Source organism: Paenibacillus sp. GCM10023250 (assembly GCF_042653205.1).
In the GTDB taxonomy this organism is placed as follows: Bacteria; Bacillota; Bacilli; order Paenibacillales; family Paenibacillaceae; genus Paenibacillus_Z.
The window spans coordinates 53,571-68,045 of record NZ_JBHSHY010000007.1 but is presented as its reverse complement, the minus strand read 5'-3'; the positions used below and the strand labels follow the sequence as shown (position 1 = coordinate 68,045).

The 14,475-nt window shown below is 60.5% G+C and carries 16 protein-coding genes and 1 pseudogene; 12 read left to right on the top strand and 5 right to left on the bottom strand.

Features of this window, described 5'->3' with window-relative positions; translation table 11 throughout:
• Positions 1-51: 51 nt before the first annotated feature.
• On the top strand, positions 52-174 hold the full coding sequence (locus ACFPB1_RS08640; RefSeq protein ID WP_379224069.1) for a hypothetical protein: 123 nt from the start codon (positions 52-54) through the stop codon (positions 172-174).
• A 40-nt stretch (positions 175-214) separates the two neighbouring features.
• Positions 215-1,369, top strand: a complete 1,155-nt coding sequence (gene msrA / locus ACFPB1_RS08635) for a peptide-methionine (S)-S-oxide reductase MsrA (protein ID WP_379224067.1) — start codon at positions 215-217, stop codon at positions 1,367-1,369.
• Positions 1,370-1,515: 146 nt separating this feature from the next.
• Here msrA and ACFPB1_RS08630 read toward each other — a convergent pair whose 3' ends face one another.
• From ACFPB1_RS08630 to ACFPB1_RS08620, 3 genes are all read right to left on the bottom strand, one after another.
• On the bottom strand, positions 1,516-2,277 hold the full coding sequence (locus ACFPB1_RS08630) for an SDR family NAD(P)-dependent oxidoreductase (protein WP_379224065.1): 762 nt from the start codon (positions 2,275-2,277) through the stop codon (positions 1,516-1,518).
• 130 nt (positions 2,278-2,407) lie between these two features.
• Positions 2,408-2,989, bottom strand: a complete 582-nt coding sequence (locus tag ACFPB1_RS08625; RefSeq protein WP_379224063.1) for a TetR/AcrR family transcriptional regulator — start codon at positions 2,987-2,989, stop codon at positions 2,408-2,410.
• 274 nt (positions 2,990-3,263) lie between these two features.
• Complete coding sequence (locus ACFPB1_RS08620; protein ID WP_379224061.1) at positions 3,264-3,404, bottom strand: paeninodin family lasso peptide; 141 nt, start codon at positions 3,402-3,404, stop codon at positions 3,264-3,266.
• Between the two features lie 232 nt (positions 3,405-3,636).
• Here ACFPB1_RS08620 and gnd point away from each other — a divergent pair, with 232 nt between their 5' ends.
• The 9 genes and pseudogenes from gnd (at position 3,637) to ACFPB1_RS08575 (ending at position 11,299) form a co-directional block, all read left to right on the top strand.
• A complete protein-coding gene (gene gnd, locus ACFPB1_RS08615; RefSeq protein WP_379224059.1) occupies positions 3,637-4,536 on the top strand; it encodes a phosphogluconate dehydrogenase (NAD(+)-dependent, decarboxylating) in 900 nt (299 codons plus the stop codon).
• A gap of 160 nt (positions 4,537-4,696) precedes the next feature.
• Positions 4,697-5,368 carry a GntR family transcriptional regulator gene (locus ACFPB1_RS08610; protein WP_379224056.1) on the top strand — a complete coding sequence of 224 codons (672 nt, stop codon included), beginning with the start codon at positions 4,697-4,699 and terminating at the stop codon, positions 5,366-5,368.
• A 276-nt stretch (positions 5,369-5,644) separates the two neighbouring features.
• Entirely contained in the window at positions 5,645-7,201 is a 1,557-nt protein-coding gene (gntK, locus tag ACFPB1_RS08605) for a gluconokinase (protein ID WP_379224054.1), read from the top strand.
• Positions 7,202-7,353: 152 nt separating this feature from the next.
• Positions 7,354-8,388: an ATP-binding cassette domain-containing protein gene (locus ACFPB1_RS08600; protein WP_379224052.1), complete on the top strand. Its 1,035-nt coding sequence runs from the start codon at positions 7,354-7,356 to the stop codon at positions 8,386-8,388.
• Complete coding sequence (locus ACFPB1_RS08595; RefSeq protein WP_379224050.1) at positions 8,385-9,200, top strand: ABC transporter permease; 816 nt, start codon at positions 8,385-8,387, stop codon at positions 9,198-9,200. Before ACFPB1_RS08600 ends, ACFPB1_RS08595 begins: the two co-directional genes overlap by 4 nt.
• 117 nt (positions 9,201-9,317) lie before the next feature.
• A pseudogene (locus tag ACFPB1_RS08590) lies at positions 9,318-9,788 on the top strand (spore germination protein); the annotation flags it as partial.
• Between the two features lie 22 nt (positions 9,789-9,810).
• Complete coding sequence (locus tag ACFPB1_RS08585; protein ID WP_379224048.1) at positions 9,811-10,320, top strand: GerAB/ArcD/ProY family transporter; 510 nt, start codon at positions 9,811-9,813, stop codon at positions 10,318-10,320.
• A 16-nt stretch (positions 10,321-10,336) separates the two neighbouring features.
• Positions 10,337-10,561: a hypothetical protein gene (locus ACFPB1_RS08580; RefSeq protein WP_379224046.1), complete on the top strand. Its 225-nt coding sequence runs from the start codon at positions 10,337-10,339 to the stop codon at positions 10,559-10,561.
• Positions 10,562-10,675: 114 nt separating this feature from the next.
• A complete protein-coding gene (locus ACFPB1_RS08575) occupies positions 10,676-11,299 on the top strand; it encodes an NUDIX hydrolase (RefSeq protein ID WP_379224044.1) in 624 nt (207 codons plus the stop codon).
• 83 nt (positions 11,300-11,382) lie between these two features.
• Here the strand turns inward: ACFPB1_RS08575 and ACFPB1_RS08570 are convergent, their stop codons facing one another.
• The gene (locus ACFPB1_RS08570; RefSeq protein WP_379224042.1) at positions 11,383-11,742 is read right to left on the bottom strand and encodes a winged helix-turn-helix transcriptional regulator; all 360 of its coding nucleotides are present in this window, start codon (positions 11,740-11,742) and stop codon (positions 11,383-11,385) included.
• Positions 11,743-11,876: 134 nt separating this feature from the next.
• Between ACFPB1_RS08570 and ACFPB1_RS08565 the strand changes: the two genes are divergently transcribed.
• The gene (locus tag ACFPB1_RS08565) at positions 11,877-12,605 is read left to right on the top strand and encodes an NADPH-dependent F420 reductase (protein ID WP_379224040.1); all 729 of its coding nucleotides are present in this window, start codon (positions 11,877-11,879) and stop codon (positions 12,603-12,605) included.
• Between the two features lie 89 nt (positions 12,606-12,694).
• Here ACFPB1_RS08565 and ACFPB1_RS08560 read toward each other — a convergent pair whose 3' ends face one another.
• Positions 12,695-14,437: an ABC transporter ATP-binding protein gene (locus ACFPB1_RS08560; RefSeq protein ID WP_379224038.1), complete on the bottom strand. Its 1,743-nt coding sequence runs from the start codon at positions 14,435-14,437 to the stop codon at positions 12,695-12,697.
• Positions 14,438-14,475: the final 38 nt, after the last annotated feature.

Sequence of the window (14,475 nt, the reverse complement as noted above, 5' to 3'; positions counted from 1 at the left end):
CGCGGCAGCGCCCTCCGGCGATACCGAATAAGCGAGGGAGAGTGGACGAAAATGACGGAGATGAAGATGGCGGAGAAAAAAGTCGGATTGGCGCGGAGAATCGCGGCGGTGTCGCTCCTGCTGACGCTGGTGGCCGGATCTTTCTTTGAACTTAATTGTTTCTTGAATTACTGAACGCGCACGCGAAGGTGAAGGATTCCGCGGAGGTGAGCTTATGAACGTGAAACGAATCGTGCTGCCCGTTGGGTTGATGGCCGTGGTGCTGTTTGCCGCATACGGTTCCTATCACAAACACGATACGGCGGAGGCGAATGGCATGAACGGTAAGCCAAATGGCATGAACGGCAAGACGAATGGATTCCTGGAACCGGCGACGGATGGCGGCAATCTCAAGACCGCCGTGTTCGCCGGAGGCTGCTTCTGGAGCGTGGAAGGCCCGTTCGAGAAGCTGGACGGCGTTGTCGGCGTCGTCACCGGCTACACGGGCGGACATACGACCGACCCGACCTATGAGCAAGTGTCCACCGGCAATACGGGCCATTTCGAGGCGGTGCAGGTCCGTTACGATCCGGCCCGCATCTCGTATAGCCAGCTGCTTCAAGCGTTCTGGCGCAATACGGACCCGACCGACGCCGAGGGGCAATTCGGCGACCGCGGCACGGAATATCGCTCGGTTATCTTCTATGACGGCCAGGAGCAGCAGACGGCGGCGGAAGCGTCGAAAGCGGCGCTCGCCGCGCAAGGCAAGTTCGAGAAGCCGCTCGTGACGAAGATCCTGCCGGTCGCCGAATTCTATGAAGCCGAGGACGTTCATCAGGATTTCTTCAGGACGCATCCGGCCGACTACGCCTACAACGACGCGGCATCCGGCCGGGAAGCGTTTCTGGACCGCGTCTGGGGGGAGGACAAGGAATTGAAGGCATTGGAAAGTCCGTATGCGAATTTCGACAAAGCGGAGAGGCTGAAATCGCTCACGAAGCTGCAGGTCGACGTGACGCAGCATGACCGGGACGAGCCGCCGTTCCAAAATGCGTATTGGAACAACGCCGAAGCGGGCATTTACGTGGACATCGTCTCCGGCGAGCCGCTGTTCAGCTCGAAGGATCAGTACGATGCCGGTACGGGCTGGGCGAGCTTCACCCGTCCGTTGGAGCCGGGCAGCGTGGTTTACCGGGAAGTCGGCGGATTCTTCTCGGACGAGATCCAAGTGAGAAGCCGCTACGCGGATTCCTTCCTCGGCCACGTCTTCGAAGACGGCCCCGAGCCGACGGGACTTCGCTACTGCACGAACTCCGCGTCGCTGCGCTTTATTCCGAAGGACGAGCTGGCGCAGAGCGGATACGGGAAGTATGCCAGGCTCTTTCAGTAGGACGAAGCGCGGGTGAGAAACGCGTTCAATCGATAAGTGAACAGGCGGCACCCCCCGGGTGCCGCCTGTTGGGATGCGATGCAAGCCTGCCGTCCGCATCGCAGTTCACTTTATGGGAATGGTCGTTCTCTTAAGTCTAAAAAAAATTACCACGGCAGCGTGCCGTCCAGGTACAGGAACGAGCCGTTCGGTCCGTCGGCTGGAAGCGTAGCCGCCCGGATGCTCGTGCGGCTGCCTTCCTCTTCGTTGAATTCCGCGTTGGCTCCGCCGATGCGGGTATTGACCCAGCCCGGGTGAACCGAGTTCACTTTGATGTTCGTGTTCTTCAGCGCTTCAGCCAAGTGAATCGTGAAGGCATTGAATGCGGCTTTCGCGGCGTTATACGCGAACGTCTTGATCGCGTAGATCGGCGATTCCGGATCGCCCTGCAGTGTCAGCGAGCCCAAAATGCTGGAGAGATTGACGATTCGGCCGGCATCCGATTTGCGGAGCAGCGGCAGGAGCAGCTGCGTCAGCTCGACCTGGGCGAAGAAGTTGATGTCGAACGAGTCGCGGAGCAGCTGCAGCGGCATCGTGCCCGTGCGGTTTACGATTTCCATCGAGATATGCTCCTGATCCAGCATGACGCCGGCGTTGTTCACGAGAATATCCAGCTTGCCGTAATTGTCCTCGAAGTAGCGGAACGCGGCTTTGTTATCTTCGAATACATTAACGTCGTGCCGGATGCTCTCGGCTTTATAGCCTTCGTCCTTCAATTGCTTGGCGGCATCGCGGCCGTTTTGCTCGTTCCGCGCGCCGATGATCACCGTGGCGCCGAGCTTGGCGAGTCCGCGGGCGGTTTCCAGGCCGATGCCGCGGTTGGCGCCGGTTACGAATGCGACTTTACCTTGAAGCTGTTGCGTTGTCATTGTCAATATCGTCTCCTTCTGAATGGTGCATCGAGTGATGGGCGGGTGAAGGCATGGTATGAACGCGGGCGGCAAGGCTGCACGGATCTAATGGGAATGATCATTCTCATTGGTTCGAAAAAAAAGGGTCTTACGGTTTCTGCAGTAAGCCCATGGATTGATCGACGATCCGGTACAGCTTCTCCCGGCTGACCGAGGTGCGCGACATGACCCGGATGCCGAGCAGCGCGTTATGCATCGATTCGGCCAGCTCCTTGGCGTCGACATTGGTTGTAAATTCGCCGTTTTGCTGTCCCCATTCGATAATGTCGGCCATCAGCCGTTCGCCGTTCTCGAAGCCGAACAGCGTCTTGGCGTCGGCCTCCGCGTCGCGGGCGGCCAGCTCCACCGCCGAACTGACGAGCAGGCAGCCTGATGGATAGCCGTCTTTGTCGTCGATGGCGTAGTGGAACACGAAGCGCACGGCCTCCTCGGCCGTCTTGGCTTTCCGGATGCCGCTCGCCAGGTCCGCGCCGGTGAACGCGCCATAACGGTCGAGCGCCTTCAGGAACAGCGTGCGCTTGTCGCCGAACGTATCGTACAAGCTTCTGCGGTGAACGCCCATATGCTCGACCAGGTCGGTCATGGACGTCTTCTCATAGCCTTGTTCCCAGAAGAGCCGCATGGCTTTGTCAAGGACAGCTTGTTCGTCATATTCTTTGGTTCTTGCCATGCCTGTTCACCTCCCGAACACATCTTAGCATTTCTAGAACGTTTGGTAAAGAATTTTTTTTTGACGGTCTGGCGCCTATTGTCGCCGGAGGATAATATCATTCGTCTTCGCGAACACTACGAGCAACGACGGTGTGCCGTTAGCGCCGAGATGGCTGAACTAAGCGCAGGGTGACGGATCCGGGTTAACCGGCACAACAAAAACCGCCGGCAGTAACCGGCGGTCTCTTCGGGATTGCCGGCAGCGAGACGCTGCCGAAAGGAGGGTTTGCGAATCAACTTGGATTGTAGATGTCCATGTCGTCCGTCGTGACGTAATCGATCGTCGTCGTGCCTTTGCCGTACATCGTTTCGCTGACGGAGAGAACTTCCAGCGTCGGAACGGCCCAGTCTTTCTTAGCGGATGGTTGAATCATGTCGTATACCTCCTATCCATGAATAGTGGCACTTTGCATACGGGGAAAGATACCTTTGACCCCATAGGAAAGCCCATAAATAACCATTCGGGGCTAATCCCGTTTTTGCGGGGGTGATTGGCAAATTGCGACAGCTTTTTTCGGCGTATTTACAGATCCATGCGAAAGGTGTACAATTGATTCACGAGTTGTATACAAGTATACTTGTACATCATAAATCGAGGTGAGCATAATGAAGCTAGGTATGATCGGTCTGGGCAAGATGGGCTTCAATCTGGCGCAAAATTTGCTGCGGCACGGCCACGAGGTTGTCGTGCAGGACGTGAATCCCGAGCCTGGTAAGCAATTGGCCGCGGAAGGCGCGATATATGCGGAGACGATCGCCGATGCGGTGTCGAAGCTGCAGGCGCCCCGCATCATCTGGCTGATGGTGCCGGCGGGTAAGATCGTCGATCAGGTGCTGGACGCCCTTGTGCCGCTGCTCGGCGCAGGGGACATCGTCATCGACGGCGGCAATTCGCATTACAAGGATTCCATCGCCCGCGGCGAGCGGCTCGCCGCTCAGAGTATTTTCTTCTTCGACGCGGGGACATCCGGCGGGACGGAAGGCGCGGCGCAAGGCGGCTGCTTCATGATCGGCGGGGACCGGCAGGCTTTCGCGGTCATCGAGCCGCTGTTCCAAGCGATGGCGGTGGACAAGGGCTACCTGTATGCGGGCAAGAGCGGCAGCGGCCATTTTCTGAAAATGGTTCACAACGGCATCGAATACGGCATGATGCAGGCGATCGCCGAAGGCTTCGAGCTGCTGTCGAAGAGCGATTTCGATTATAACTACGAGGACGTCGCCCGCGTCTGGTCGAACGGCTCGGTCATTCGCGGGTGGCTGATGGAGCTGGCCGAGAACGCCTTCTCCAAGGATCCGAAGCTCGAGGGCATCCGCGGCATCATGCACAGCTCCGGCGAAGGGAAATGGACGCTCGAAACGGCGCTTGATCTCGAGACGAGCACGCCGGTCATCGCGCTGTCCCTGCTGATGCGCTACCGCTCCTTGGAAGAGGACACGTTCCACGGCAAAGTGGTGGCGGCGCTGCGCAACGAATTCGGCGGCCATGCCGTCGTGCGGAGCGAATAACCCCGCGGGCTGTTCGCGCTTCAAGCGTCGATCCCGCCAATCCGGCAGCCGGATGGAGACGCGACTCCGTATAGTATCCTCCCGCGAATGTGTGGTAAAATCGTACCTGCCGATCTTAAAACGCGTTCGGAAATCGATACGTAGGAGAGTTGAAACGACTATGCGTTATCCATCCGCCTGGCTGCAAGGCGCATCCCGCGGGGACGCCATCGCGAGCGAACTGCGGCTGCAAATCGTCAGCGGCGCGATCGAGCCGGGAGCGGTCATCTCGGAGAACCGGATCGCCGCCGAATTCGGCGCGAGCCGGTCACCGGTCCGCGAAGCGCTGAAAACGCTGTCGAACGAAGGGCTCATCCGGCTCGAACGGATGGGCGCCGTCGTGCTCGGGCTCAGCATGAACGATCTCGAGGAGCTGTACGACGTCAGGTACCTGATCGAGAGCTTCGCGCAGCAGCGGCTGGCCGAAGGAGACCGCGAACCGCTGCTCGCCGAGCTCCGGCAGCTGATCGACAAGATGGGACTGGCTGTGAAGCATGGCGACTGCACCGAATTTGCCCAGCTCGATTTTCGCTTCCACGAAACGATGATCGCCGAAGCGAAGCATGCGCGAATCCAGCAGCTGTGGAACAGCATTCGCCACGTCGTGCTCGCCGTCATGCTGATCACGACGGACGAAGTGTTTACCGAAGGCGAAGCGAAGCTGCAGGCCGTCATCGGGAAGCACGCAGGGCTCGTGAAGGCGATCGAATCGCGGGACGCCGCGGTCATCGGGGCAGAGGTGCGGGCATACTTCGCCGATTCCAACCGGACGCTGCACAACAGCCTTCCGTAACCGGAGGGCTGATCGGCGTTTGGCGCTAACCGCATGCCTGATGTTGTCGACAAGTATGCAATATATGCGCCCGAGCTTGAAATTAACGAAACTGATTTGAAAGCGGTTGCCGCGTCACACGCTTCGGCGGGGCGACCGCAAGCATCCGGGCTTCGGCATGACGTTGTTTACGATTCCGCTCCCTGTTATGCTGATGTTAATCGGCCGCTGAGCGTGGACGTCTGACGGCAGCCGGGCGGCAATGGCCGCACTTTATCCGAAAGAAGGTTTATTCCCGTGAGTCAATCGATGTACATGATCGGCGTCGACATCGGCACGACCAGCACGAAAGCCGTGCTGTTCGAGACGAACGGCGCGATCGTCGCCAAGGCGGATGAGGGGTACCCGCTCTACACGCCGACATCCTCCGTGGCCGAGCAGGACCCGGACCAGATTTTCCGCGCCGTTCTTCATACGCTTAAGGGCGTCATGGCGCAGAGCAGGGCGAAGCCCGAGCAGGTCTTGTTCGTCGCGTTCAGCTCGGCGATGCACAGCGTCATCCTCGTCGACGGCGAAGGCAAGCCGCTCACGCGCAGCATCACCTGGGGCGACAACCGGAGCGCGGCATGGGCGGACAAACTGAAGCGCGAGCTGAACGGACACGGCGTATACCTGCGTACCGGCACGCCGATTCACCCGATGTCGCCGCTGCCCAAGCTGATGTGGCTCCGGCACGAGCAGGCGGAGCTGTTCCGGAAGGCCGCGAAGTTCATCTCGATCAAGGAATACGTCTTCGCGCGGCTGTTCGGCGAGTACGTCGTCGATTATTCCATCGCTTCAGCGACCGGGATGATGAATCTCGAGCGGCTCGATTGGGACGATGAGGCGCTTGAGCTCGCGGGCGTGACGCGGGAGCGGCTGTCGGCGATCGTGCCGACGACACACGCGATGCGGGGCATGAATGCCGCGTACGCCGAAGAGACGGGTCTCGGCGCATCGACGCCGTTCATCGTCGGTGCGAGCGACGGCGTCCTCTCCAATCTCGGGGTGAACGCGATCGAGCCCGGCGTCGTAGCGGCCACGATCGGCACGAGCGGCGCCATCCGCACGGTCGTCGACAAGCCCGTGACGGATCCGAAGGGCCGGATCTTCTGCTACGCGCTGACGGAGCAGCATTGGGTCATCGGCGGCGCCGTCAACAATGGCGGCATGATTCTCCGCTGGGCGCGGGACGAGTTCGCCGCCGCGGAAACCGAGACGGCGCGCCGGCTCGGCACGGATCCGTACGACCTGCTTATGCAGATCGCGGCGAGGGTGCGGCCCGGCGCGGACGGCCTGCTGTTCCATCCGTATTTTACCGGCGAGCGCGCCCCGCTCTGGAACGCGAACGCCCGCGGCTCCTTCTTCGGGCTTAACCTGCACCACCGCAAGGAGCATCTGATCCGCGCGGTGCTGGAAGGCGTTATTTTCAACTTGTACACGGTGCTGCTGGCGATGGAGGAGAACATCGGGCGGCCCAACAAGATATTGGCCACGGGCGGCTTCGCCCGCTCGGCGCTGTGGCGCCAAATCATGGCGGATATCTTCGACCAGGAAGTCGTCGTGCCCGAAAGCTTCGAGAGCTCCTGCCTCGGCGCTGTCGTGCTCGGGCTGTACGCGATCGGCAAGGCGGATTCGCTCGGCGTCGTCGCGGACATGGTCGGCGCCACGTACGAGCATAAGCCGGACGCGGAAACGGCGGCCGTCTATCACCGGCTGCTGCCGATCTATATCGGCGTCTCGCGCAAGCTCGAGGACGAATACGAAGCGATCGCGCAGTTCCAGCAAGCCCAGCAAGCCCTCATCCAACCCTAATCCGATCGCGTCCGGAGCCGCAGCCCGGCATCGCGGGAAGGCCCCCGAACGTTCAAGTTCAGGGGCCTTTTTGCCGTCGTTGTTCATATTCCGTTCATAGAACGACGATACCATCCTAATCATCCGCAAACGAATAGGAGGCATGAAGTGCCATGAAACAGAGATATGGAAACGAAAACGGGTACGGCGGCGAATGGGCTGTCGAAGCGCGCGGGCTCGTCAAGGCCTTCGGGACGAATCGCGCCGTGGACGGCGTGGACCTGAACGTGCACGCCGGCTCGGTCTACGGCGTGCTGGGGCCGAACGGCGCCGGCAAGACGACGACGATCCGCATGCTGGCGACGCTGCTTCGGCCGGACGCCGGCTCGGCGCGGGTATTCGGGTACGACGTCGTCAAGGAATCGCAGATCGTCCGCCAGCTGATCGGCGTGACCGGCCAGTATGCGTCGGTCGACGAGTCGCTGAGCGCGACCGAGAATCTGATCATCTTCTCCCGCCTGCTCGGGCTCGGACGCGCGGAGGCGCGGCGCAAGTCGGCCGAGCTGCTGGAGGAATTCGGCCTGACGGAGGCGGCGAAGCGCCCGCTCAAGAACTTCTCCGGCGGCATGCGGCGCCGGCTCGACCTGGCGGCCAGCCTGATCGCGCAGCCGCCGCTTATCTTCCTCGACGAACCGACGACCGGGCTCGATCCGCGCACGCGCGCCCAGATGTGGGAGACGATCCGCCGGCTCGTGAAGACGGGCTCGACCGTGCTGCTGACGACGCAGTACCTCGAGGAAGCGGATCAGCTCGCCGACCGGATCGCGGTCATCGACCGCGGCCGCGTCGTGGCCGAGGGGACCGCCGACGAGCTGAAAGCGTCGATCGGCACGACGTCGCTGCAGCTCACGGTGCGGAGCGCGCGCGATATCGAGGCCGCCCGCCGGCTCGTCGAAGCGGTGCTACGGACGCCGTCGGCCGTCTCGCCGGAAGCCGCGCGCATCACGGCGCCGATGGCGGATGCCGACCAGATCGCCGATGTGCTGGTCGCGCTCCGCGAGACGGGCATTCCGCTCGCCGAGGTCAGCGTGCAGAAGCCGACGCTCGACGAAGTGTTCCTGACGATCACGGGACACGGCGTACCGGCGGACGAGACGCCGGCGAACGGCGGCGGCCGCGGGCAGCGCAAGGAGGGGGCAAGCGCATGAGCCATCCGGCGATCAGGACGGGGGCGGGGCTGAAGCTTCGCAACCGCACCTCCTTCGGCCAGTCCGTCCGCCATTCGTTCACGATGGCGTACCGCGGCCTGCTGAAAATCCGGCGGACGCCGGAGCAGCTGTTCGACGTGACGCTGCAGCCGATTATTTTCACGCTGATGTTCACCTACATCTTCGGCGGCGCCATCTCGGGCGACGTCCAGAGCTACCTGCCGGTCATCATACCCGGCATTCTGGTGCAAACCGTGGTCACGACGTCGATCGTGACGGGCGTACAGCTGCGCGAGGACATGGACAAAGGCGTCTTCGACCGGTTCAAATCGCTGCCGATCGCGCGTATCGCCCCGCTAGCGGGCGCGCTGCTCGCGGATACGATCCGCTACACGATCGCGACCGTGCTGACGTTCGCCATGGGCTACGTCATGGGTTACCAGCCGGACGGCGGCCTCGGCAGCGTCGCCATCGCCGCGGCGCTCGTCATCTTTTGCTCGTGGGCGATCAGCTGGATATTCGCTTTCTTCGGCGTCATCGCGCGGACGGCTTCGAGCGTGCAGGGCATCTCGATGCTCGTGCTGTTCCCGCTGACGTTCCTGTCCAACGCGTTCGTGCCGACGAAGACGATGCCGCACTGGCTGCGCTGGTTCGCCGACATCAATCCGATCTCTCATCTCATCTCGGCCGTCCGCGACCTGACCAATGCCGGCACCGCCGGCTGGGACCTCGGCATCTCCCTGATCGGCGCCGCGGTCATCGTGGCGGTGTTCGCGCCGGTCACGGTGCGCGCCTACATGCGCCGGACGTGACCGCGGCCCGCGAGGCCCGCGAGGATCGGGGCTTCGCGCTGCCGCCGGTTCGGCAGGCGATCCATCATACAAACCGCTTCGTGCGCGAAGCGGTTTTTTGCTGCATACCGGCAGACAATGATTTCCTGGAAAGGAATATTGCGAGCCTTGTTGGCGCATCTTACAAATTACGGAATTCTCGATACATGCGAGGCAAGGAGACGAGAGCGGATGCGGTTTCGGACCCGATTGGGAAATAACGCGGCGAAGCGCGCGTTCGGCTCGTCGGCGGCGAGCCGGCTGCCCGACGCGGGCTTGCGGCTGCCGGAGCGGTTCGCGCCGGCGCTGCAGGATAATGTAAGGGAGCTGCAGGCGCTCTACGCGGATTGTCCGGACGTCGTGATCCGGCCGTTCGCCGTCGGCGGCGAAACGGAAGCGGCGCTCATCTATATCGAAGGTCTCTCCGACACCGAAGCGCTGAACGAGAATGTATTGACGCCGCTCATGACCGCCGGCAGCGCGCAAGCGCAGGACGTTCGGGCCTTGATCGAGCGGAAGCTCTCGGTATCCGGCGCGAAGCGCGTGCCAGGAATGGCGGAAGCCGTCGGCGCGATCGCGTCTCCTGCCCTATGTGAAGGACGGCGGCAAAGCGCTGAAATGGGGACTCATCGCCGTGATCTTGGCCATGTGCACGCTCTCGCTGTGCAACTTGTACACGCTGATGCTGTTCGGCAATATTACAGGCAGCTTCACCTATCCCGTCATTCAGGCGGCGCGCTTCATCAGCATCGCCGATTTCCTGGAGCACCTGGAATCGGTCGTGGTCGTCATCTGGGTGGCGGGCGTTTATTTGAAAATCGCGATCTTCTATTACGTGCTGGCTATCGGGATGGCGCATTGGCTCGGGCTGGACGATTATCGGCCGATCGTGTTCCCGATCGGCGTGCTGCTTTTGGCTTTCACGCTATGGTCGGGCCCGTCCATGCAGGATCTGGTGGGGTTCATCAGCAAGGCCACGCCGTTCTACAGCTGCACCGTCCACGTGCTTATTCCTGCACTGCTGGTCCTGGTCGGAAGCATCCGCAAGAAGGCGCCGGGCGATCCGCCGCGGCCGGACCCGCAGCCGGTACAGCCGAATTAGGAGGAGGACGAACCGCGTGGTGTTGAAATTCGCCGGCGTCGCGCTGCTGCTCGCGCTCGCCGCCCTGCACGAATGGCCGAAGCTGAAGCAAGGAAAACCGAAGGAGAGGCGGGCGTACGTGCTCGTATCCGCCTTCGCCGGATGCTTGCTGCTGCTGGTGCTGTGCTTCCCGGAACTGCCCGGCCCGAACAAATGGATCGTCTGGCTGTTCAAGCCCATGCGCTGGATGCTGGAACAGTAACGGCCTGCGCGAAGCGAAGGTATCCCGTGCCCGGCGTCGTATATAGGATACGTACGCCATGGCGGACTTGGACCGGGCGCCACGCTCCGGAAACGAATCGAAGGGACGGATACGATGCAGCCGCAAGTGAAATGGCTCGACTGGGCAAAACGAATTCAGGCGATCAGCCAAGCGGGACTGGCTTATTCCAAGGACGTATACGACTTGGAGCGGTTCGAGCAGCTCCGGGAATTGAGCATCGAAATCATGCATGCCTATACCGACGTCGAAGAGACGAAGATCCGCGAGCTGTTCGCGAGCGAGACCGGGTACCAGACGCCGAAGGTGGACGTCCGGGGCGTCATCTTCGACGGGGACCGCATCCTGCTCGTACGGGAGAAGCTGGACGGCGCATGGGCGCTGCCCGGCGGCTGGGCGGACATCGGTCTATCCGCGAAGGAGAACGTCGTCAAGGAAGTGAAGGAGGAGGCGGGGCTGGACGTCCGTCCGGCGAAGCTGCTCGCCGTGCTGGACAAGAAGTTCCACGACCATCCGCCGTCCCCGCATCACGTGTATAAAATGTTCATTCTGTGCGAGGCCGTCGGAGGCAGGCTAGAAGCGGGCATGGAGACGTCGGAGGTCGGCTACTTCGCCGAGGACGCGCTGCCGGAGCTGTCGATCGAGCGCAACACAGAGGCGCAGATCAAGGCGTTGTTCGCGGCGAAGCGGGAACCGGGCGGGGAAGCCGCGTTCGATTGAGGCGGCCGGCACCGGCGGCAGCCTCGGGGCGCTTCCGGCGGCCGGGCAAGCGCCGGCGGGCAATTTGATGGTTACGTTCCATGTTATTGAGGACTGAACGCCGACCGGGCTTGGTGCTTTTTGTATGCCTCTCCCCATAATTTGACGGAGTCTAGGATAGGTTTGAGCTGCATCCCGATATCGCTCAAGGCATATTCAACCTTTGGCGGTAATTGGGAATAGACGGTTCGTACTACAATGCCGTAGTCCTCCAGCATGCGAAGCTGTTTGGTCAGAGTAGCATGTGTAATGTCCGGAAATAAGCGTTGAAGTTCATTAAAGCGCATGGTCCTTTCGCTCAGGAACAAAATAATCAGCATTGACCATTTGCCCGATAAAATTTTTTGGGCAAAAGTGAAACCGCATTCTTCTAGAAATTCATTGGTATAAGACAGAATCGCCACCTCTTTCGCTCAGTATCCAATGGCATACTTACGCTCTCTTTATAGCGTAGAGACGCCGGAATAAAGTTTTTATAATACGATTATACGATAAAAAACTATCGTATGATATTTTTTTAACTCGGGAGGTAATGAAATTGAGATTTGGATTTATAGGTGCAGGACCAATGGCGACGAACATCGCCAAAAAATTAGCTAAGAACGGACATGAGATCAAAATTGCGGATGCTCGCGGAATCGAACGTCTAGCAGGAAAAGAGCTGGCAGGCAAGCCTGTGCCTGTTCAAGAAGTCATTACGGACATTGATGTTCTTATCGTCTCGATCCCACTCAACGCGTTGCCAAGTATTCGCGGCATGATCGAGCAAGTTGGCGAGGATGTCATCATTGTCGATACTTCGAATTATTATCCGGTAAGAGACGGGGAAATGGAAGAAATCGAGAACGGGATGCTTGAAAGCGAATGGGTTTCAAAGCAATTAGGCAGACCGATCATCAAAGCCTTTAACAATTTATTGGCCTATACCTTGGAGTATAAAGGAACTCCCGAGGGGACCAACGGACGCATTGCCATCTCGATTGCCGGTGATAACGAGCAGCATAAACAAATAATCATGAACGTAGTGAATGAGGTCGGCTTTGACCCGGTAGACGGCGGATCGTTAAGCGATTCCTGGCGACAACAGCCAGGCACCCCTGGCTATTGCACGGAACTTACCAAAGCGGAACTGACCGCTGCATTGCAAAAAGCCATTAAAGAAAAAGCCAGGTTCCAACGGAATCTAGTGTTAGAGAAGCTGTCGGCGTTTACGGAAGGATTCACGCACCAAGACCTTGTGAATCTGAATAGAGAGCTCCAGGTTTAACCCGCATTTTAATAATAGACAGCTGTACGCAAAAAAACGGCTTCCCCTGCCGGCGGGGGAAACCGTTTTTTTAGTGCACCAAACGCGGCTTACGGCTGGTATTCGAACTGCTTGGCGTAGAGCTGGGCGTAGGTCCCGTCGCGCTTCAGCAGCGCGTCGTGCCGGCCTTCCTCCGCGATGCCGTCCTCCGTCAGGACGACGATCCGGTCGGCGCCGCGGATCGTGGAGAGGCGATGGGCAATGACGATCGTGGTGCGTCCTTTCGCCAGCTTCTCGAGCGAGTCCTGGACGATGCTCTCGCTTTCGTTGTCCAATGCGCTCGTCGCTTCGTCGAAGATGAGCACCGGCGGGTTCTTGAGGAAGACGCGGGCGATGCTGAGCCGCTGCTTCTGGCCGCCGGAGAGCTTGACGCCCCGCTGTCCGATTTCGGAGTCGTAGCCGTCCGGCAGGCTCATGATGAAATCGTGCGCGTTGGCGTGCTTCGCCGCCGCGACGATCTCGTCGTCGCCGGCGCCCGGTCTGCCGTAACGAATGTTCTCCATGACCGTCCCGGCGAATAGGTAGACGTCCTGCTGCACGACGCCGACGCTGCTGCGGAGCGACCCGAGCTCGAGCTGCCTGACGTCGGTCCCGTCGAGCAGCACCTCGCCCGATTCGACGTCGTAGAACCGGGGAATGAGCGAGCAGAGCGTTGTCTTGCCCGCACCGGACGGCCCGACGAGCGCGACGTATTCGCCGGGGCGCACGCATAGGGACAGGCCGGCGAGAACGGGCTTCAGCCGAGGTTCGTAGCGGAAGGTGACGCGCCGGAATTCCACCTCGCCCCTGACGTCCGTGAGCATCCGGGCATTCGGCGCGTTCGCGACGGCCGGCTCGACGTCCATGAGCTCGACGAACCGCTGGAAGCCGGTCACGCCCTCCTGCAGCTGCGTGCTCATGTGGGTCAGCCGCTGAATCGGCTCGATCATGAAGCCGACGTAGAGCAGGAACGTGATCAAGTCCGCCAAATCCAGCCGGCCGTGCACGATGCTGGCACTGCCGAAGATGATGACCGTCGCGGAAATGAGCAGGATGATCGTTTCGAAGCTGTTGTAGAACAGCGCCTCCGCCTTGTACGTATGCTTGCGGCTGGCGAGGAAGCGGTCGTTCTCGCGGTTGAACTTCCCGATCTCGACGGCCTCGTTCGCGAACGATTGCACGACGCGGATGCCGCCCAGGCTGTCCTCGACCTGCGCGTTGACGTCGCCGATCCGGTCCTTGTTCCGGTTCATGGCGGTGTTCAGCCGCTTGTTGAAGACGAGCGAGAGGATGCCCATGACGGGCAGGAAGCAGAAGACGGCGATCGTGAGCCGCGCGTCGATCGTGCAGAGGATGACGAAGGCGCCGATGAAGCGGGCGGCATACTTGACGTAATCCTCCGGACCGTGATGGTAGAGCTCGGACACGAGCAGCAGGTCGTTCGTGATGCGGGACATGAGCTTCCCGGTCTTCTCCTTGTCGTAGAAGCCGAAGGAGAGCGTCTGCAGATGCGCGAACAGCTCGCCCCGCATATCGCGTTCCATCCGGGCGCCGACCTCGTGGCCTTTATAGTCGACGAAGCAGTTCGCGGCGTTCTGGAGCAGGGCCAGCGCCGCCATGAGCGCGCCGATGCCGTAGACGCGGGGCAGCGCGGCGGACAGATCGCCGGTCAGCACGTCCTTCGTAATGTGCCGCACGAGCAGCGGATACACGAGGGTCATGGCCGATACGGCGAGCGCGCAGGCCAAGACCGCCGCGAACAATGGGAGATAAGGCTTGTAATACGAAAAAAAACGTTTGATCGGAAATCGCATGAGATACCCCTTTTACGTGTTTTTTGGCACGCCTACAA

What these genes read in the sequence shown, in the direction of transcription:
- ACFPB1_RS08625 (WP_379224063.1), bottom strand. Translation starts at nt 2,989, where the DNA reads ATGGCAAGAACCAAAGAATATGACGAACAAGCTGTCCTTGACAAAGCC.
- msrA (WP_379224067.1), top strand. Translation starts at nt 215, where the DNA reads ATGAACGTGAAACGAATCGTGCTGCCCGTTGGGTTGATGGCCGTGGTG.
- ACFPB1_RS08575 (WP_379224044.1), top strand. Translation starts at nt 10,676, where the DNA reads ATGCAGCCGCAAGTGAAATGGCTCGACTGGGCAAAACGAATTCAGGCG.
- ACFPB1_RS08630 (WP_379224065.1), bottom strand. Translation starts at nt 2,277, where the DNA reads ATGACAACGCAACAGCTTCAAGGTAAAGTCGCATTCGTAACCGGCGCC.
- ACFPB1_RS08620 (WP_379224061.1), bottom strand. Translation starts at nt 3,404, where the DNA reads ATGATTCAACCATCCGCTAAGAAAGACTGGGCCGTTCCGACGCTGGAA.
- ACFPB1_RS08610 (WP_379224056.1), top strand. Translation starts at nt 4,697, where the DNA reads ATGCGTTATCCATCCGCCTGGCTGCAAGGCGCATCCCGCGGGGACGCC.
- ACFPB1_RS08595 (WP_379224050.1), top strand. Translation starts at nt 8,385, where the DNA reads ATGAGCCATCCGGCGATCAGGACGGGGGCGGGGCTGAAGCTTCGCAAC.
- ACFPB1_RS08600 (WP_379224052.1), top strand. Translation starts at nt 7,354, where the DNA reads ATGAAACAGAGATATGGAAACGAAAACGGGTACGGCGGCGAATGGGCT.
- ACFPB1_RS08640 (WP_379224069.1), top strand. Translation starts at nt 52, where the DNA reads ATGACGGAGATGAAGATGGCGGAGAAAAAAGTCGGATTGGCGCGGAGA.
- ACFPB1_RS08560 (WP_379224038.1), bottom strand. Translation starts at nt 14,437, where the DNA reads ATGCGATTTCCGATCAAACGTTTTTTTTCGTATTACAAGCCTTATCTC.
- gnd (WP_379224059.1), top strand. Translation starts at nt 3,637, where the DNA reads ATGAAGCTAGGTATGATCGGTCTGGGCAAGATGGGCTTCAATCTGGCG.